Origin of the sequence: Rhizobium leguminosarum (genome assembly GCF_001679785.1) — a bacterium.
GTDB lineage: Bacteria > Pseudomonadota > Alphaproteobacteria > Rhizobiales > Rhizobiaceae > Rhizobium > Rhizobium leguminosarum_R.
In genome coordinates, this window is the sequence record NZ_CP016286.1 from 4,387,743 (window position 1) to 4,406,788 (window position 19,046).

19 protein-coding genes are annotated in these 19,046 nt (G+C 61.7%); 2 read left to right on the forward strand and 17 right to left on the reverse strand.

Annotation, left to right across the window (positions count from 1 at the left end; genetic code table 11):
• Positions 1-81: 81 nt before the first annotated feature.
• Positions 82-1,158, forward strand: a complete 1,077-nt coding sequence (locus BA011_RS21345) for a DUF2252 family protein (RefSeq protein WP_065281901.1) — start codon at positions 82-84, stop codon at positions 1,156-1,158.
• A gap of 16 nt (positions 1,159-1,174) precedes the next feature.
• Here BA011_RS21345 and BA011_RS21350 read toward each other — a convergent pair whose 3' ends face one another.
• The 9 genes from BA011_RS21350 to BA011_RS21390 all read right to left on the reverse strand — a co-directional run bounded on the left by BA011_RS21350 (position 1,175) and on the right by BA011_RS21390 (position 11,797).
• Positions 1,175-2,254 carry a DUF1513 domain-containing protein gene (locus BA011_RS21350; protein WP_065281902.1) on the reverse strand — a complete coding sequence of 360 codons (1,080 nt, stop codon included), beginning with the start codon at positions 2,252-2,254 and terminating at the stop codon, positions 1,175-1,177.
• A 4-nt stretch (positions 2,255-2,258) separates the two neighbouring features.
• On the reverse strand, positions 2,259-3,359 hold the full coding sequence (locus BA011_RS21355; RefSeq protein ID WP_065281903.1) for an imelysin family protein: 1,101 nt from the start codon (positions 3,357-3,359) through the stop codon (positions 2,259-2,261).
• Positions 3,359-4,897, reverse strand: a complete 1,539-nt coding sequence (locus BA011_RS21360; RefSeq protein WP_065281904.1) for a di-heme oxidoredictase family protein — start codon at positions 4,895-4,897, stop codon at positions 3,359-3,361. The genes BA011_RS21355 and BA011_RS21360 overlap by 1 nt, the downstream gene beginning before the upstream one ends.
• Positions 4,898-4,944: 47 nt before the next feature.
• Positions 4,945-6,222 (reverse strand): imelysin family protein, encoded by a 1,278-nt coding sequence (locus BA011_RS21365; protein WP_065281905.1) that lies wholly within the window; start codon positions 6,220-6,222, stop codon positions 4,945-4,947.
• A gap of 284 nt (positions 6,223-6,506) precedes the next feature.
• Positions 6,507-7,796: an RsmB/NOP family class I SAM-dependent RNA methyltransferase gene (locus tag BA011_RS21370; RefSeq protein WP_065281906.1), complete on the reverse strand. Its 1,290-nt coding sequence runs from the start codon at positions 7,794-7,796 to the stop codon at positions 6,507-6,509.
• A gap of 144 nt (positions 7,797-7,940) precedes the next feature.
• Positions 7,941-8,303, reverse strand: a complete 363-nt coding sequence (locus BA011_RS21375) for a septal ring lytic transglycosylase RlpA family protein (RefSeq protein ID WP_065281907.1) — start codon at positions 8,301-8,303, stop codon at positions 7,941-7,943.
• 762 nt (positions 8,304-9,065) lie between these two features.
• The gene (locus tag BA011_RS21380) at positions 9,066-9,935 is read right to left on the reverse strand and encodes an SDR family oxidoreductase (RefSeq protein WP_065281908.1); all 870 of its coding nucleotides are present in this window, start codon (positions 9,933-9,935) and stop codon (positions 9,066-9,068) included.
• A complete protein-coding gene (gene queG, locus BA011_RS21385; protein WP_065281909.1) occupies positions 9,935-11,092 on the reverse strand; it encodes a tRNA epoxyqueuosine(34) reductase QueG in 1,158 nt (385 codons plus the stop codon). The genes BA011_RS21380 and queG overlap by 1 nt, the downstream gene beginning before the upstream one ends.
• Before the next feature lie 12 nt (positions 11,093-11,104).
• Positions 11,105-11,797 (reverse strand): glutathione S-transferase family protein, encoded by a 693-nt coding sequence (locus BA011_RS21390; protein WP_017962914.1) that lies wholly within the window; start codon positions 11,795-11,797, stop codon positions 11,105-11,107.
• Between the two features lie 230 nt (positions 11,798-12,027).
• Between BA011_RS21390 and BA011_RS21395 the strand changes: the two genes are divergently transcribed.
• On the forward strand, positions 12,028-12,825 hold the full coding sequence (locus BA011_RS21395; RefSeq protein ID WP_065281910.1) for an undecaprenyl-diphosphate phosphatase: 798 nt from the start codon (positions 12,028-12,030) through the stop codon (positions 12,823-12,825).
• 242 nt (positions 12,826-13,067) lie between these two features.
• Here BA011_RS21395 and BA011_RS44380 read toward each other — a convergent pair whose 3' ends face one another.
• The 8 genes from BA011_RS44380 to dnaN form a co-directional block, all read right to left on the reverse strand.
• The gene (locus tag BA011_RS44380) at positions 13,068-13,220 is read right to left on the reverse strand and encodes a hypothetical protein (protein WP_003544729.1); all 153 of its coding nucleotides are present in this window, start codon (positions 13,218-13,220) and stop codon (positions 13,068-13,070) included.
• A gap of 291 nt (positions 13,221-13,511) precedes the next feature.
• A complete protein-coding gene (locus tag BA011_RS21400; protein ID WP_065281911.1) occupies positions 13,512-14,492 on the reverse strand; it encodes a complex I NDUFA9 subunit family protein in 981 nt (326 codons plus the stop codon).
• Between the two features lie 112 nt (positions 14,493-14,604).
• A complete protein-coding gene (locus tag BA011_RS21405) occupies positions 14,605-14,892 on the reverse strand; it encodes a DUF1330 domain-containing protein (protein WP_003544731.1) in 288 nt (95 codons plus the stop codon).
• Positions 14,893-14,921: 29 nt separating this feature from the next.
• Entirely contained in the window at positions 14,922-15,629 is a 708-nt protein-coding gene (gene pyrF / locus BA011_RS21410; protein WP_065281912.1) for an orotidine-5'-phosphate decarboxylase, read from the reverse strand.
• Between the two features lie 6 nt (positions 15,630-15,635).
• Positions 15,636-16,217 carry a histidine phosphatase family protein gene (locus tag BA011_RS21415; RefSeq protein ID WP_065281913.1) on the reverse strand — a complete coding sequence of 194 codons (582 nt, stop codon included), beginning with the start codon at positions 16,215-16,217 and terminating at the stop codon, positions 15,636-15,638.
• Between the two features lies 1 nt (position 16,218).
• Positions 16,219-16,818 carry a phospholipid N-methyltransferase PmtA gene (gene pmtA, locus BA011_RS21420; RefSeq protein ID WP_065281914.1) on the reverse strand — a complete coding sequence of 200 codons (600 nt, stop codon included), beginning with the start codon at positions 16,816-16,818 and terminating at the stop codon, positions 16,219-16,221.
• A gap of 95 nt (positions 16,819-16,913) precedes the next feature.
• The gene (locus tag BA011_RS21425) at positions 16,914-17,825 is read right to left on the reverse strand and encodes a DUF72 domain-containing protein (RefSeq protein ID WP_065281915.1); all 912 of its coding nucleotides are present in this window, start codon (positions 17,823-17,825) and stop codon (positions 16,914-16,916) included.
• Between the two features lie 54 nt (positions 17,826-17,879).
• Positions 17,880-18,998: a DNA polymerase III subunit beta gene (gene dnaN / locus BA011_RS21430; protein WP_065281916.1), complete on the reverse strand. Its 1,119-nt coding sequence runs from the start codon at positions 18,996-18,998 to the stop codon at positions 17,880-17,882.
• Positions 18,999-19,046: the final 48 nt, after the last annotated feature.

Sequence of the window (19,046 nt, forward strand, 5' to 3'; positions counted from 1 at the left end):
GCGATCCGATCCGAAGACGATTGCAGCTTCGCGTGGTGCGCGTATTCTCCGCATCGGGTCGCGAAATGATGGAGCGCCAGCATGACGACGATATCGCAATCGGTCCGGAATTTCGAGACCTGGCTGGCCGGTGAACTCGGCGACGATCTCGTCAAGGACGATCTCCGAAAGAAGCATGAGAAGATGCGGAGCGACGATTTCGTCTTCCTGCGCGCCACCTATTGGCGCTGGTGCGAGATCATCCTCGATATCTGCCGAGAACTGACGGGCGCGCCTCAGGTGCTGGCGATCGGCGACACGCATCTGGAGAATTTCGGCACCTGGCGCGATGTCGAGGGCCGGCTCGTCTGGGGCGTCAATGATTTCGATGACGCAGCGGTGATGCCCTATGCGCTGGATCTCGTTCGCCTTGCGGCAAGCGCTGTGCTGGCCCGCGGCGGTGACGGTCCCTCGGTTCGCATGATCGGCGAATTGATCTTGAGCGGCTATCGCAGGGGCCTTGAAAATCCGCTGCCCGTCATCCTCGAGCGCGACCACAAATGGCTGCGCAAGGCGCTGCTGCTGCCGAATTCCGAACGCCGGGAATTCTGGGAGAAATACGAAATGCTGCAGCCCGGCAAGAAGCCGGCACCACCAGCCTATGTCAAGGCGCTCGCAGACGCGCTGCCGTTCAGGTCAGGATCCTTCGTGGCGAAGCCGCGCAGCGGCGGCACCGGCAGCCTCGGCCGGCCGCGTTTCGTCGCCTATGCCGAATGGCAGGGTGGGCCGGTGCTGCGCGAGGCAAAGGCGCTGGTGCCGTCCGCCTGGTCGCTTCGCCACAGGCCGCGGGATGTGGCGATCCATGCAAGCGAGATCGCCAATGGGCGGGCGCGCTCAGCCGATCCTCACTATCGGGTCTCCGGCCGCATCCTCGTGCGCCGGCTCTCGCCGAACAGCTGCAAGGTCGAAATCGACCGACACCCCGAGATCCTGCTTTCGCCGACGATGCTGGAATTGATGGGCTTCGAGATCGCCAATTGCCATTCCGACGATGCGGCAGCGGTTGCGGCGATCCTGAAGGATTTGCAGGTGCGGGGAAACGACTGGCTGCACGAGGCGGCAAGGGCCGCGGCATCGAGCGTCAGCGTCGAGCAGAAAGCCTATGCGCGTGCCGGCTAAAACTCTGCTTGCGTGATTAGATCCGCACGATGTGCTGATCCCAGGCGACGTCGCTGCGGGTCGAAAGGAAATCGCCATCATAGGAGGAAACGGCAAATCCGCTTCTTGCCGGCGCGATGCCTGCTGCATCCGGAACGGAAGTCTCGGCCAGCATCTTGCCCGTCCTTGCGTCGATGGTCACCGAGGCGCCGCCCTTCGGCGAGGTGATGCCGACGAGACCTTCACTGCGATTGACGGCGATCGCCCCGACGTAATTGACAAGCCTGCGCGTCGTCTCCTCCGGCAGGTCGATGAAAGAGAGATCCTCGCCCTTGGCGAAATGGCCGACAAGCGGCGGCAAATCCTTGCGGTGACCTTCATACTGGCAGGCGAACCAGATGCGGCCGGCGCCATCGAGATCGACGTGGCGGGTGGAGAGTTCTGCCCATTCCGCCGGCAGCACATGTTTTTCGACCAGCGCACCGGTCGCCGCATCGATCAGCGCCAGCGACGGCTGCATCTCTCCGAGATTGAGCTTGGTGCGACCGAAATCCGGATGCGTCTCGATGCCGCCATTGGCGACGATGAGCAGGCGTCCGTCGTCGGAAACGGTCATGTCGTGCGGACCGATGCCGTAGGTCTCGAATTCGCCGATGCGGGTGAAGCGGTCGGTAGCGTCGTAGAGGCCGATCATGCCGCGATTGCCGTCGAAGTCGTTCTCGCTGGCGTAGAGCAAACGGCCGTCTGGAGAGAAGGCGCCGTGGCCGTAGAAATGCCGGTCTTCCCTGGAGCTGATGACGATCGGCTCGCTTTTGTTCCAGGGATCGAAGATCATCGCATAGGTGCCCGGCCGGCGCGCGAAGGCGACAGTCTTGCCGGTGCTGGCGCTGAAGGCCATGCCGTGGGCGCGGGCGGGAAGCGCCACCTGATCGACGATCTCGCCGCGCTCGGTCACGGTCGCAATGGCAAAGGAGCCGTCGGCTGCCCGAATGCCCGAGGCATAGACCGCATCAGTCCGCTCCAGCGCCATCAGCGACTTTGGCGTCAAGGTGGCAAGAAAGCCGAGCCCCGCTGCCTTGACGAAGCTGCGTCGGTTGATCGCGGCACTTTGCATCATCGTCTCAATCTCCGTCCGAAAAGGAAAAGCCGGCCGAAAGGCCGATGGCTGCGCCATATTCGTCGCTGATCCGGGTGATCAGGTCGCGGCTTTCGGCAAGCAGCGTATCGAGCTTGGCCTTCTCCGCATCGCTTGTGGCGACGTCGATATCGGGATTGAGCTTCGGCACGCTGTCGAGCAGTGATTTGAAATCCTCGTCGATCGAGGCGGCGATCGGCTGTTTATCCGGTGGCAGAAGCTCGGCCATGCCGGCCTTCTGCCAGAGCGTGCGCAGGCCCTCCAGATTGGCGGCCATCGATTTCCAGGTGTTCTTGGAGCGCCAGTAGATCGCCATACGCGGCCGTGGCGCGGTGTCCTTGCCCTTGTAGAATTGCTCCAGCCGCTGGTCGCGGACATTCTCCGCGCCATGGACGAGAATGCCGAGCAGCGCGGTCACCGCTTCCTTGTTGTCCATGAAATCATTGCTCTGCGGCCCTGGATGTTTCCAGCTCGCCTGCACGCCGTCGGGCTTTTCCCAGGCGGCGACGACTTCGCCGGCTTCCCGCTGGATATTGCCGGCGACCGCCTCGCCGTAAAGGCAGCGGAAGCTGCCTTTCTGCCCGATGAGATCGTTGGAGCCATTGCCGTAGAGCACGTATTCCAGCGCCGTCAGGCCCTGCAGCGCAACGCTCTTGCCGGCGATCGCATCGACCGTCGCATCCTTTGGATCGGCCTTGGCGATCAGCGCCTGCACCTGCTTGAGGCCGACGCCCTTGCGGTCGGGATAAAACAGGATGTGCTCGAAGAGATTGTCCTGGATAACAGGCCCGGTCTGGACGATCTCGATGATCGACCAGTAGCGGATCGTGTCGTCGAAGGCGGATTTCGCCTTGTCGAGCGTCTGCTGCGTGCCGTCGGCGCAAAGATCCTTCATCGCCGTCGTCAGCCGGGCGGCCGATTGCTGCATGTTGCGATAGCCGGGACGGATCACCTCGTCGACGGCGCGCTGCATGACGGCGGGAACGGCATCCTCGTTCAGCCCTGCCGGGGGAGTGGCCGTCTGGGCGGCCGCGGATGTCGCGAGGCCGATCAGAGTAAGGCAGAGCAGGGGGTGCCAAAGGCGCATCAAAGTGACTCCAGGAATGTAATCAGGGCCGCCCTGTCGTCCTTCGGCAGGGAGGAGAAAGCGTTGCGGGCCTTTTCAGCTTCGCCGCCATGCCAGAGGATCGCTTCGGTGAGGCTCCGCGCACGGCCGTCATGCAGGAAAAAGCTGTGTCCGCTGACAGTCCGGGTCAGTCCTATACCCCATAGCGGCGGCGTGCGCCATTCACGTCCGCTTGCAAGGCCGACCTGCTGCCCGTCGGCAAGCCCGTCGCCCATGTCGTGCAGAAGAAAGTCGGAATAGGGCCAGATCAGCTGGAAGGACTGCGCTTTTTCTTGCGTATCCCGCCGGGTGACGAATTTAGGCACGTGACAGGAAATGCAGCCGCTTTCGTAAAAAATCCGCTTGCCCTGCAGCGTCTCAGGGAAACTCGCCTTGCGCCGCGCCGGAACGGCAAGATTTCCGGAATAGAAGGTGACGAGGTCGAGAATGGGACCCGGCGCTTCTTCTGCGCCCAGCCGTTTCTGCACCCCGGTCGGCATATCAAGGCATTTCTCTTCCGCCTTGGTGCAATCGCCTTGCGCATTCGGCTGATCGGGCGTCGAGATGCCGATATCGTTGGCGAAGGCATCGGCACTCTGGTCGCGCACCGTGGCGTTCTGCGCCTTCCAGCCGAAACGACCGAGCGTGATCTTGCCGCCGCGGTGGTCGCGCACCACCGCTGCCTTGCCGGAGATGCCGTCGCCGTCAGCATCATCAGGATCGGCATGGGCAAGGATATCGGCCTCGGGAATGGCCTCGATCAGTCCGAGGCCGATCATCGCCGAGGCGACACGCGGCGAAATCGTCGTCGCGGGATCGAGCGGCCCATAGCCAAGGTTCGTCACCGCATAACTCGGCCGGCGCAGCGATACGGTCTCGCCGTCGCCAAGCGTCACCCTCTCGTCGCGGTAGCAGATCGCCATCTTGCCTTCAGCGGCAAGCCCGGGAACGGCAAGGTCCTGCAACTGATGGCCGTAGACCGGATCGGGAAAATTGACGATATCGGCACTCGCGACCGCCTTTTCTTCCTCCGGCGTCGTGGCGGCGCGGGAAAGCCGCAGGAACATCGAGGTGGCGCTCGGGCCTCCCTCCGGCGGTTTGCCGCGGCCGTCATTGACATGGCAGCTCATGCAGGAGCGGGCGTTGAACAGCGGCCCAAGACCATCGGAAGCCTGTGTCGAGGAAGGAGCGGACACCCAGAGCTTGCGGAAGAGCGCATTGCCGAGCTTGAAATTCTGCTCTTCCTCGAAGGGGATGTTCGCCGAAATATGCGAGAAGCTGTCTTCGGTGACGGGATCGATCGAGGTTGTCGCACCCGCCTGCATGGCTTCGTATTGTTCGGCCTTGGAAAAATCCGCTGTCGGCCGCGTCACATCGGCGACGCGTTTCAGATCGGCCTCGGAGAGGTCGGTGCGTTTGCTCGGCAGATCGAAACCGGCGGCGATGCTCGCGGAAAAACCGGCAAGCGTTGCGCAGAGCGTTGCGCTGGCAAAAAATCGGCGGGCCGGGGCATGCGACATTTCAGGGTCCGGGCCGCTCCGGCTTTCGAAGCGGCCCGCCTTTTTGCTTATTGGAAGACGGCGTTAGGATTATCCAAGCTGTCGGAACCTTCAAGCTGAACCGTGCCGAGATCGAGTGTGGCAATAACGCGCTGCACCGATTTCGTCTGGTCGATTAGCCCGTCGATGGCGGCCTGGACGACGGCGTTGCCGTCCTTGTTGCCTTCGCCGATCATCTGATCGTACTTTTCGACCGTCTCGCCGCGCTTTGCCATGGCATTCATCGCATCAAGCGTCTTGTTGAGCTTGCCTTCCACTTCGGCATCGAGCGCCTTGTCCTTGGCGGCCACCAGATCATGCAGCGACGGGCCGCTGAGCTTGGTGCCGTCGACGCGGGTATAGTTGCCGGTATAGGCGGCAGCGATGCCGATCGCATCGTTGAGATGCGAGTTGTAGGTATTGTCCGAGAAGCAATCATGCTCTTCTTCCGGATCGTGCAGCAGCAGGCCGAGCTTCATGCGCTCGCCGGCAAGCTCGCCGTAGGACAGCGAACCCATGCCCGTCAGGATCGCCACGAGGCCGGCCTTCGGATCGGCTTCGACGTTCTTCGTCGCAGCACCATCCGGCTTCCAGTTGTCGGTCATTTCTTGCAGGTCGGAAACCAGCAGGGTGGAGGCGGACTTCAGATATTCGGCGCGGCGGTCGCAATTGCCGTGCGTGCAGTTCTTGAGGTCGTAATCCGTTGCCGGACGATCGCCGGCGCCGGGGCCCGTGCCGTTCAGATCCTGACCCCAGAGCAGGAATTCGATGGCATGGTAGCCGGTCGCGACATTGGCTTCGATGCCGCCGGCCTCGGCCAGCGTGCCGGAGAGGAATTCCGGTGTCAGCTTGGAGGCGTCGACATCCTTGCCGTCGATCTTGATCGTCTTGTTGGCGATGACATTTGCCACATAGAGAGAATTTTCGTCGCTCTCGGTGCCGTAGGAGGCATCGACATAGTCGATCAGGCCTTCATCGAGCGGCCATGCGTTGACCCTGCCTTCCCAGTCGTCGACAATCGGATTGCCGAAGCGATAGACTTCCGTCTGCTGGTAGGGGACGCGCGCCTTGATCCAGGCGTCCCTGGCCGCCTTGAGCGTCGCATCGGTCGGCGCCTTCAGAAAGGCGTCAATCGCAGCGTCGAGCGCCTTGGCCGTCGTCAGTGAGTCCTCGTATTTCGCATGCGCCACATCGGCATAGTGTTTCACCACGCTGGCAGCATCGGTCGCGGCATGCGCGGGAAGGGCGAGCAGGGCGGCGGGGGCGATCGCCAGCACGGCTGCGCGGAATTTGCGGTTGAGCTTCATGATCCTCTCCTGTGACGGATTTTCCGTCTACCGCATCGGCCCGAAAATCGGAATCGATTTTCGGAAAGCACGATGCGTCGATTCAAAGTGTTACAGCGTCCTTTGCGCGTCTGATAAGACGCGCGGCGCTGTAATCGGGCTTCGTCTCATCGCGCAAAAGCAAACTGGTGTCAAATTCTCTAGTTTGGATTGATTTTAAGAATGGACAGGCGCGGCTAACCGGTCATTTTTGAACGGCATTTGCTTGAAAAACGGGCATCTGCGTAGGCCTCCGCTAAACCGCGTCAACCCTTCCGCTGCATGCGGCAGAAGAAGAAGCCGTCGGTATCAGTGGAGGCGGGCGTCAGTGTCACCGTCAGGCCGTCGGAAGAGTGTGGACGCGGGGCGTCCTTTCCGAAGAGCTGATCCCAGGCAGGCAAGGCGCTGACGATCTGAAAATCAGGATTTTCGGCCGTGAAGCGGCGCGCCTGTTCCTCGTTTTCCTGAGGCAGGACCGAGCAGGTCACATAGATCAGATCGCCGCCTGATTTGACGAAGCCGCTCGCCTGCGCCAGCGCATCCCGCTGCTGGGCGGTGCGCTCGTCGAGGTTCTTCGCCGTCAGCCGCCACTTCGTATCGGGGCGGCGGCGCCACGTGCCGGTGCCGGTGCAGGGCGCGTCGACCAGCACCTTGTCGCAGCGTCCGGCAAGGGCGGAGAGCGCCCTGGCGTCGTCATGCACCTGGACATTGCGCGTGCCCGCCCGCTTCAGCCGCTCGATGATCGGCGCCAGCCGTTTGCGGTCGGCGTCGTAGGCGTGAACCTGTCCCTTGTTCTGCATGGCGGCTGCCATTGCGAGCGTCTTGCCGCCGCCGCCGGCGCAATAGTCGAGAACCTGTTCGCCGTCGTGGGCGAGCACCAGGTCGGCAACGATCTGCGATCCCTCGTCCTGAACTTCGAACCAGCCCTTCTGGAACGAAAGCTCAGCTGTCACGTTGGGAAGACGCGAGGCGCCTTCGCCGGCGGCAATCCGGATGCCGTAGCGGGCGATCTTCGCTGCATGCGCGTTGGCTCTTTCGAGCGCTTTGACGACTTTGTCGCGGGAGGCTTTGAGCAGGTTGGCGCGCAGATCGAGCGTCGGTCGGGCGGCGAGTGCCTGTGCCTCGGCGAGCCAGCCGGCGCCGAAGGCCTGTTCGAAGGAGGGTTGGACCCATTCGGGAATATCGCCGCGAATATGCGGTGGCGCATCATCGAGCGAGCGGCTTTGAAAGGCCGCAACGGCGTCGGCCGAAAGCGCCGGCGGCGCAAACTTGTCGTCCGCCAACTCAGTGGCAAGACTGTCTGATGTAAAACCCCATTGGCGGAACATGACGGCATGGGCAATGGCCGCAGCACTATCGTCATCCATCAGCCAGGCGTGGGAAAGCCGCATGCGCAGTGCGTCATAGACGATGTTGCCGATCGCAGCACGATCGCCGGAGCCGGCGAAGCGGTGCGCGAGGCCCCAGTCCTTCAGCGCGTCGGCGACGGGCCGCTTGCGGGCATCGATGTCCGCGAGCACAGAAATCGCCCCTTCGAGGCGGCCGCCCAGACGCATTCACATGTCTCCTGTTGCCGTGGCGTGTGAACGATTAGCGCAAACGCGAGTGTCACGCAGTCAATTGTTCACAAGTCTCAACCGGGTGGTAACCGCGATTGACGGCAAGAGCAAGCGCCGCTTCCGGCGCAGTCAGTGGCGGCCTCAGCTGACGACCTGGTAGCAGACCTTCGCAGTGCCGGAGCTCACCATGCCGATATTCTGCGCGGCGGCGCGCGACAGGTCGATTACACGACCGCGGATGAACGGACCACGATCGTTGATACGAACGACGACGGTGCGGCCATTGTTGCGGTTGGTGACCTTCACCTTGGTGCCGAAAGCAAGCGAACGATGTGCGGCAGTCAAGATGGCAGGGTTCATACGTTCCCCGGAAGCAGTTTTGGAGCGAAGTGCGTACCATGAAGCACCGCCACAACCATTGCCAGCAAAACCTTCCGCCGGAAGCATGGAAGAACAGGCTGCAATAGTTACAGCGGCGACAATATAACGACGTATGTTCTTCAAAACAGAGTATCCCTCAACTATTGAACTCAACGCCCTTGCAGGCGGCGGGGCTTAAATCTGTGAAAAAGTGGCGAAAAAGTGCCGCGTCAGTTCACGGAGTATTACAATCTGTAACATTCGTGAGCGGGATGTCGGGATTCCGGGAAAGCGCGCCGCGCCGAAACGTGGAAAAAACCTAATAAAATCAGTTAAAATCCGAACGAATTTTCCGAAGGGATAGTTAACGCCATGGCGTTCACGAAAATCGCGAAAATATTTTTCCGATTTCGCCATATTTACTGCCACATTTGGGCAAATTCAAAGGCCGTTAACCATAAGATGCGGCGAAAATTGTCCGGCCAAAGCGGGAAAGTAGGAATTTCCTACTCATTTTGGGTGAGCGTATCCGTCGCAAACAGGACTGAGTTCTATGAGAGCCTTTCCTGGTCAGGTTGCAGCATTCTGTAGGCTCAAACGGAGTCGGATGGTCGACCGGCCGGCGCGCGTCGTAGCCCAGCTCTACGGCCAAGCCGGCCGGTCGATCAGCCGGCCCGATTCAGCCAACCCCCCGCAGATTTGCGAGGCAAATCTGCAAGACTTAAGATCGCCGGACGCACTTGTCGCTTCGCCATGGCGAAGCGGTGCGGCCGGTAGGCCGGGCATCTTTCCGCCAGGGCAAAGGCGATCGGCTCGGACGTACCAAGAGGTATGCCCTTCGCCAATCGCCTTTGCCCTGACAAAAACCTGCTCCGGCAGAATGCTGCAATCTGACCAGGAAAGGCTCTACCCACGCCAGCGTCCATCCTGCCACAATTGTGCAAGCGACATGGGATAGTTCGGGAAGGAGAATGCGAAGCCGGCGGCCTTCAGTTTCGCATTCGAAACCCGCTTGTTCTCGCCGTAGAAAGTGCGCGCCATCGGCGTCAGTTCGGCGGTTTCGAACGCCTGTTCCGGCGGCGGTTCGACGCCCATCAGGCGGGCGGCCTCGACGATCACGTCCTGCGGCGGGCCGGGCCGGTCGTCGGTGACATTATAGATGCCGCCGAGGCCGTGCTCCGACAGGAAACGTGTCGCCGCACCAATATCCTCGACGCGGATGCGGTTGAACACCTGGTCCTTCTTGATCAGCCGTCGCGCAGTGCCCTTGTCCAGATTGCAGAAGGCGTTGCGGCCCGGCCCATAAATGCCGGAAAGGCGCAGCACCGCCGCCGGCACGCCGCGCTCCCGGCCCATCGCCAGCCAGCCCTCTTCCGCATCGAGCCGCTCGGTCGAGCGCCCGGAAACCGGCAGGCAGGGGGTTTCCTCGCTCACCCAGGCGCCCTGGTGATCGCCATAGACGCCGACGGTGGAGAGATAGCCTATCCATTCCAGCTTCGGCAGCAGGCTTGCGCCGTCTTTACCGAGCAGCCGCAGCAGCGGGTCGGCCTGTCCAGGTGCGATCGACTGCACGAGATGCGTGACGCTTGCCAGCGCCTGGCAGAGCCCGTCCTCCATGCCCTCTCCGTCGAAGAGGAATGCTTCGATGCCGTTTTCGCGGAGCGCTTCCACTTTGTCAGGCGAGCGCGTGGTGCCGGAAACCCGCACGCCGTCGCCGGCAAAGGCCTTGGCGATTGCCGTGCCGGAATAGCCGCAGCCAAAGATCATCACATGCATCAGCCCACTCCCGCCAATCGCCATTCATTCAGGACGTCGTCATCTCTCTCATCCGTCCTTTGTGCGGCAAAGGCCGCAAATTCGCCAGCCTCCATCAGCCGCGAAAGCGCCCAGACCGCCATGCCGCGTACCACGGGTGAGGGATCGTCCGAAAGCATTCGACATGGCCCGATGAGCTCTTTCTCGCCGGAATTGCCGGCGGCGATCAGCACATTGCGGACGAAACGGTCGCGGCCGATCCGCTTCACCGGCGAGCCGCTGAAGAAGGCACGGAAGGCGGCATCGTCGAGTGTCAGCAGAAAGGCGATCGACGGCTCCTTCAGATCTTCCCGCGCCTTGAGCTTCATCTCGGCGGCGGAGCTTGCGAACTTGTTCCAGGGACAAGCGGCAAGACAGTCGTCGCAGCCATAGATGCGATTGCCGATCAGAGCGCGCAAATCGGCATCGATCGGCCCCTTGTGTTCGATGGTGAGATAGGAGATGCAGCGCCGCGCATCGATCTGGTAAGGCGCCGGAAAGGCAGCCGTCGGACAGATGTCGAGACAGGCGCGGCAGGAGCCGCAATGATCGCTCTCCGGCGCGTCGACGGCAAGATCGGCGGTGGTGAACATCGTGCCGAGGAACAGCCAGGAACCGTGCATGCGACTGACGAGATTGGTGTGTTTGCCCTGCCAGCCGAGCCCGGCCGCCGCCGCTAAGGGCTTTTCCATCACCGGTGCCGTATCGACGAAGACCTTCACATCGGCGCCCGCCCGCGCCGCAAAGCGCGTGGCGATCTCCTTCAGCCGTCCCTTGATGACGTCGTGATAATCGCGGTTGCGGGCATAGACGGAGATTGCCGCCTTGTCCGGCTTGTCGAGAATGCCGCGCGGATCTTCTTCCGGGGCGTAATTGAGGCCGAAGACGACGACGGAGCGCACCTCGCTCCACAGTGTGCGGGGATCGCCGCGCCGGTCGCGCGTCTCCGCCATCCAGTCCATCGTCCCGTGGCGCCCGGCATCGATGAACTGGCCGAGACGCTCTTTCGCTTGCGGGATCGCATCCGGGCGCGTGATGCGGCAGAGATCGAAGCCTTTGGCGGCAGATTCCGCCCGGACGAACTCGGTCAAATTGTCGCGGCGGCGGCGGTCTTTGTCGTCATTGTCAGGTTCGGGCATGAAGAGCCCTCGTCAGAAATCCAGATCGGCATAGTGTGAAACCGGTGTCAGGCCGCGCACGCGCTCGGTCAGCATCGGCCGGAAGGACGGACGCGACTTCAGCCGCTGGTACCAGTCCTTGACGACCGGCGAATCCGCCCACTCGATCTCGCCGAGATAATCGAGGATCGAGATCGAGGCCGCGGCGGCAAGGTCGGCATAGCTCATCCGCTCGCCCGCCAGCCACTGACGCGAGCCGGCAAGCCAGGTCAGATAGCGCATATGCTGGCGGATATTCGCGCGGGCCGTGCGCAAAACCTTCGAATCCGGCGCTCCGCCGCCCTGATCGGCGCTCATCTGCAACTTATAGACACGCTCACGGGCGAGCGGTTTGGTTACGTCGTTTTCCATCTTCTGCATGAACCATTCGGCAAGCCGGCGGATTTCCGCCCGCTGGAAAGGGTCTTCTGCGAGCAGCCGCCGGTCGCGCTTCAAGACGCCATGCGTCTCGTCGAGATATTCGGATATGACGCTCGCGCCGCAGAGCGCCCGCATGCTGTCGTCGACATAAACAGGCAGCGTGCCGGCCGGATTGAGCGCCAGGAAATCCCGGCGCTTCTCCCATGTCTGCTCTTCGATCAGATCCGCCTGATAGCCGTATTCCGCCAGGATCAGCCGGACGAAGCGAGATGCGGATGACATGGGATGATGATAAAGCGTGGGCATCGATACTCGGGCGTTGTGATTGCTGTTACAGGACTGTGTGGCAGCTCGATTATAGCGCCCTAGTCATGACTCATTGGTTGAAGCTATAGGAGCTTGGCCCCGCCAATACAAGCGAATCGGATTTTACGCCATCTGACAATGGCGAAACACGGTCTAACGAATGATTTGAAACGGCGGCCTGATCGACCCAAGCGTTCAGGCCCGGCCGAACTTTAAACCGGAGACAATGTATGGATTATATAAGTGCTATCATTCTCGGTATCATAGAGGGGATCACCGAGTTTCTGCCGATCTCGAGCACCGGCCATCTCATCATTGCGGAGCAATGGCTCGGCCACCGGTCGGACATGTTCAACATCGTCATCCAGGCGGGTGCCATTCTCGCCGTCACCATCATCTACTGGCGTCGTCTGGTGGATCTGGTGCTCGGCTGGCGCGACCCGGTCAATCGCGATTATGCCGCCAAGCTGATCGTCGCCTTTCTCATCACCGCCATTCTCGGACTGGTCGTCAAGAAGCTCGGCTTTGAACTGCCGGAGACTGCAACACCGATTGCCTGGGCGCTGATCATCGGCGGTATCTGGATGATCTTTGCCGAGTGGGCCGCCGCCCGCAGGCCGCCCCATAAAGAGATCACCTGGCTTGTCGCCATCCTGGTCGGCATCGCCCAGATCGTTGCCGGCGTCTTCCCGGGAACGTCGCGCTCCGGCGCCACCATCTTCGTTGCCATGCTGGCAGGCACGGGCAACCGCGCTGCGGCGACCGAATTCGCCTTTCTCGTCGGCATACCCACAATGTACGCCGCAAGCGGCTATGAATTGCTGAAGACGTTCAGGGATGGCGGAGCGGCAGGCGAAGACTGGACGGCGCTCGGCATTGCCTTCGTCGTCTCCACGGTCGTCGCTTTCATCGCCGTCAAATGGCTGCTGGCCTATATCAGAAGCAACCGGTTTACGCTGTTTGCCATCTACCGCATCATTCTCGGTGTTTTGCTGCTCGGCATGGCCGCGACCGGCTTGATTGCCTGAGACATCCGTCCCGCATTGCATTCGCGCAACTCCCGGCGCGAATGCAAATGCCCGTCGGACTCCGAACAGAAATTCTGTTGCCGGCAGAAGCCGCCAATCTTTCAGATAGGCGATATTGAGAGGATAAGCGCCCGCCGCCGCTTGAAGCAGGCAGGGCTGAGCGTTCATTGTGAACGCGCTATTTCAGGCGTTCCGATGACTGCTGCTGGGAGCAGAATGCCGGCGCAGGGCCGGCCTTTTCGTCAATGGATGATCGAAGCCGTAGAGCAAGGATCGACGCCGTAGGCCGGCGAGCAATCGCCCTTTACCGCCGCGACCGAACCGGGCGCAACGAAAGAGCCTGCAAGGATAACCAGCGCCGCACACGCAAACAGGAGCGCGATTGACTTGCCCATTGAGAAATGCCTTTCACGTGATTGCCGCACGGTTGAGTCCGTTGGAAGACGCGCGGGTTTGGTAGTCAGTGGAATGGCAAATAGCAATAAACGTTCCTGCTAAATTTGGCGTTAATTCCACAAAATTTCCGATGCGTCTTTTATGCAACGCTGCTGAATATGCCGAGCACCAGAACACTTCAAACTTGCGCCGGGTTTTGCGGGACACGGCAACGCCAAAAGGCCGCCCGCGGCATCCGCAGACGGCCAAGTTTCATCGGCTGGAAAAGCCCTCATCGTCTGGAAAAAGTCTTAGGCGGACTTGCCGGTTCCGGTGTACTGGCCGTGCGGACGATAGTGCACCAGATAGGAGCCAAGCACCGATGCCACCATGGTGGGCGTAATGCCGAGGCCCTTCAGCGTGCGGCCTTCCGCCTCGGCTTCCCTTGAGACGATATTGTCGCGCTTCAGCATGCGCACCTGATCCGGCGTGATCGGCGGCGTTATGAAGGGGACCAGCGAAGCGATGCTGCCGATCATCGAAGCGATGCTGAAGGGCAGGGATACCAGCGGGTTCTTGCGGCACGTTACCTTCAGCATCGTCTCAAGACATTCGCGGAAGCTCAGCACCTCAGGCCCACCAAGCTCATAGACCTTGCCGCCGGCGACCTTGCCGTCGACGGCGCGGGCGACGGCCTCGGCGATATCCTCGACATAGACAGGCTGGAATTTCGTCTTGCCGCCGCCAATAAGCGGCAGGATCGGCGACATGCGCGCCATCTCGGCAAACTTGTTGAAGAAGCTGTCTTCCGGTCCGAAGACGATCGACGGACGGAAGATCACTGCATCGGGCTTGACCGAGAGGATGGCCGTTTCGGCGCGACCCTTGGTGCGGCCATAGTCCGAATCGGATGTCGCATCGGCGCCGATCGCCGAAATATGCGTCAGCGTCGCACCTGCGCCGCGCGCCGCTTCGGCAATCGCACGGCCGCCGAATTCCTGCACGGCGTCGAAAGTGTTGCGGCCGGTCTCATGCAGAATGCCGACGCAGTTGACGACGTGGCTCGCACCGTCGACGGCGCGGTCGATCGAGCTGCGATAGCGCAGGTTCGCCTGGACGAAGGAGATCTGGCCGACATTGCCGAGCGGCTGCAGGAAGCCGGCGAGATCGGGACGGCGCACGGCGACACGGATGTTATAACCGCGCTTGGCCAGCGCCCGAACCACGTGCCTGCCCACAAAGCCGGACCCTCCGAACACGGTGACGAGCGGCGGCAGGTTGGCAAGGGTCATGGCAGGCTCCTCGAAAGGCTTTGCGGGATGCTGAATTGGCTCTCGTCTTAGCCGAATCCCTGCACGACGGGAAGGCCCATCACGCCGTCAGTTTTTGCGAACGCGAAGGCGCTCAGACGCCTTCGACGACCACCATTTCCGCATCCGCGACTTCCTGGCGGATTTTCGCGGCGATCTGGTATTCCGGCGAATTATAGCAGTCGACCGCATGTTGCATCGAAGGGAATTCGATCACCACGTTGCGGACGCGCGCCTTGCCCTCGAGCTCGGTAAAGGCGCCGCCGCGCGCCAGGAAATTCGCCCCATATTTTTCGAAGGCCGGCTTGGCCGCCGCCACATAATCCTTGTAGCGCTCGGCATCGCGAACGTCGACGCGGGCGATCCAGTATCCTTTGGCCATGGTCTTCTCCCTTTTGCCGTTGAATCTGGTTAGCGATTTGCCGGCCAGAGTGCGCTCACCATCTCGCTGAGGATCGCGCGGGCGGCATCTCGGGGATCCGGCGCCTTGACGACAGGCCGGCCGACGACGAGATGCGTCGCTCCCGCCTTCAGTGCGTCGAAAGGCGTCATCACTCGCTTCTGGTCGCCCTTGTCGCTACCATCAGGGCGAATGCCGGGGGTGACGATCGCCATGTCGGGCCCGACGATCTCGCGCACCGCAGTCGCTTCCTCCGCCGAGCAGACGATACCGCCCATGCCGGCCGCCCGCGCCTGTTCGGCGCGGCGCAGCACCAGGCTGTGCGGATCCTGGCTGTAGCCGGCCTCTGCAAGGTCGTCGGCATCCATCGAGGTCAGCACGGTGACGCCGAGCAGGCAGAGGCCTGAGCCGGCCGCTGCCTCGACCGCCGCCTTCATGGCTTTCGGATAGGCGTGCAGCGTCAGCATCGACATGCCCATCTTGGCGATGTTCTCGACGCCGGAGGCAACGGTGTTGTCGATGTCGAGCAGCTTCATGTCGAGAAAGATCTTCTTGCCGCTTGCGGCAAGGTCGCGGGCGAATTCCAGGCCGCCGGCAAAGACCAGTTGATAGCCGATCTTGTAGAAGAGAATGTCGTCGCCGAGCGTGGAAACCAGTCTTTCCGCCTCGCCGATCGTTGGAACATCCAGGCCGACGATCAACCGCTCGCGTGCGTCCATCTGAAGTCACCCCTGCCAGTCTTCGATGGGTGTCCAGTCGCATGATAAGCGGCGATCCGCAAGGCCGAAAGCATAGAGATTGCCGCCACCGCCCGGCTGGTCGCGATCGCGGGAGATCGGCCTGCCGGCCAGATGGCATTTGAGCAGTGTGCCGACGCCGCCATGGCCCACGAAGGCGATCGGCGCCGTCGCATCATGCGTGGCAAGAACGGCGTTCACAGCCTCGACGATGCGGGCCTGCGCGTCGACGGCGCGCTCCCAGCCTTTGAAGCTCTGTTCCGGATGGGCAAAGAACCAGTTTGCTGCTTCTTCGAATTGCGGCGGCGGCAGGAAGCCGGTGGCCGAGCGGTCATTTTCGTGCATGGCACGGACGATCTCGACGGTCACGCCGGAAGCTTCCGCCAGGATTTCGGCCGTTTCGATCGCCTTCGTCTCGTCGCTGGAGACGATGCGCCGCAATTGCCTCGCCCAGCCGCTCTCGGCTGCTTTGCGGGCGCGCGCTGCGCCGACATCGGAAAGCCCCCATTTCGGCACGGGCACGTTGGCGTCGATCCTGACCTGCGGATGAGTGATGTAGATCCCGAACATCTCAGCCGCGCTTATAGATCCAGAGCTGCGCCGGCGGAATATTGCGCATGACGAAGTCGAAATGCTGGATATGGTAGCGGTCGGGATTGGCGGCGATCGGCGAGATCGCGCCATAGGAAATCTGCACCATCGGCCGGCCGGCCGGCATCCGGTCGAGCAGGCTTTCGAGCAGCGAGATCCGCATCGCCATCGGAAAGTTCAAAAGCGGAATGCCCGAGACGACGGAATCGAACACCTGGTCGCTGAAATCGCCGAGCGTCTTCTGCAGATCGAAGGCGTCGCCGTTGATGAAGTGCACGCCGGGATAGCTTCGCTTGAGATGTTCGTGGAAGTCCGTCGAATATTCGATCGCGACAAGATTTTCCGGCTGGACGCCGCGGCCGAGGATGGCCTTGGTGATGGCGCCCGTGCCCGGCCCCAGTTCGAGCACCGGCAGCCCAGAATTGAGGTCGACGACGCTTGCCATGCGCTTGGCGGTGATCGAGGACGTCGGCACGATCGAGCCCACCGTCTTCGGTCCCTGCATCATACCCCTGAAGAAGCGGATTTCGTCGTCGAACCTCTTCCCCAACCGCTCCTTCACCTTGACCCGTAAGCGCATTCTCCACCCATCCGCATGTTGATCGAATGCCTTAATATGCCGCTTGTCGCTTAAGGGACAAGGATTTTCGCAACAGGGACATCGGCGTCAACAGTTCATGCGGCTTTCGGCGCTGAATCCGGCATGAGATCGGCAAGCCTTTGGCTCAAATGATCGGCATCGACAGGCGCGCGCAGCTTCACATCGGTATTGTCGAAATAGAGATAGACGTCGCGGCCTTTGGTGCGCACCGGCACGGGCGCCAGTACCCGCGGCGCATTCTCAGGTTCTCCACCAGTGGCCCAGGCGCGGATGCGTTGCGCCCATATGTCGAGCGCTTCGTCCTCATAGCCGCTGACATAGAGCTTTTCCGAGCCATGCAGGCGGCAGTAGATGAAATCGGCGGTGATATCCATCAGCAGCGGCCATTTCACCGTATCGGCGCAGACCAGAGCGACCTTGTGCCGCCTGAGCATCTCGATGAAGGCGGGTGAGCGGAAGCTCTCGTGGCGGATCTCCAGCGCATGCCGCATCGGCTGATGCCCGTCGCATGTAAGCCAGGCCGGTCCCTTGATATGCCAGTCGTGCCGCTTCGCCAGCGCTATCGCTGCGTCGCGGGTGTGCGGCAGCATCGACAAAAAGCTTTCAAAAAGGGATGGGTCGAAGACCATGTTCGGCGGGAATTGCCAGAGGATCGGTCCGAGCTTGGGGCCGAGCCGCAAAACGCCGGAGGCGAGGAAATTGGCGAGCGCCGTCTGGATATCTTGCAGCCGCAGCATATGGGTGATGAAGCGCGGTCCCTTGACAGCGAAGACGAAATCCTCAGGCGTTTCCTCGCGCCAGCGGCCGAAGCTTTCGGGCCGCTGCAATCCGTAGAAGGTGCCGTTGATTTCGATCGACCGGAAGTGCCGGGCGGCATAGGAAAGTTCCTGCTTCTGCGGCAGGTCCTTCGGGTAGAATTGGCCGCGCCAGGGCGCATAGGTCCAGCCGGATATGCCGATGCGCACCGCTCCCGTCTTTTTAGTCATGGGATCCTCCATTTTGACAGGAGGAAAAACGGCAATGGGCGGCCTTCGTTCCGGTCAGACGCGCATCGGCATCAGCACGTAGAGGGCATCGTCGCCGGCGGTGTCGCGGATCAGCGTCGGCGAGCCGGCATCGGCAAGCAGGAAGATCGCTTCCTCGCCGGAAAGCTGGGCGGTGATGTCCAGCAGGTATTTGGCGTTGAAGCCGATTTCCATCGCATCCGTGTCGTAGCCGACGGCGACTTCTTCCGTCGCACTGCCGGAGTCTGGATTATTGACAGTCAGCATCAGCTGCCCCTCGGAAAGCGCCAGCTTCACGGCGCGGCCGCGCTCGGAGGAGATGGTCGAGACGCGGTCGACGGCCTGTGCGAAACTCGTGCAGTCGACGCGCATTTCCTTGTCGTTGCCTGTCGGAATGACGCGCTGATAATCCGGGAAGGTGCCGTCGATCAGTTTCGAGGTCATGACGATCGAACCGATCGTCAGCCGGATCTTGGCGTCGGACACCTCGACGGTCACCATCACCTCGGGATTGTCGACCAGCTTCTGCAGTTCGCCGACCGTCTTGCGCGGAATGATGATGCCGGGCATGCCTTCGGAGCCGGAGGGCGCGTCGACATCGGCGCGCGCCAGCCGGTGGCCGTCGGTCGCAACCGCCCTGAGTTTCAGCTGACCGTTGCTCTCGATCGTGTGGAAGAAAATGCCGTTCAGATAATAACGCGTCTCTTCCGTCGAGATTGCAAACTGCGTGCGGTCGATCAGCATCTTCAGATCGGCCGCCTTTAGCTTGAAGGAATGCGTGAAGGTGCCGGCTGTGAGATCCGGAAAGTCCGATTCCGGCAGGCACTGCAGCGAGAATTTCGAGCGACCGGATTGCACGGTCATCGAGCCGCCATCGGTGCTGGTGGCAAGCAGCACTTCCGAGCCGTCGGAAAGCTTGCGCACGATATCGTAGAGAAGATGGGCAGGAACGGTGGTGGCGCCGGGCTGCTCGACGTTAGCAGGGGTCGCCTCGGTGATTTCGAGGTCGAGGTCGGTCGCCTTCATGTCGAGCTTCTGGCCGTCGGCTTTGAGCAATACGTTGGACAGGATCGGGATCGTGTTGCGACGTTCGACCACGCGGTGGACGTGGTTCAGCGATTTCAACAGGTTTGACCGCTCAATAGTAATACGCATGGGATGCTACCGCTTTCGACCGTGACTGTCCGGGCGCGTCGAGCACCC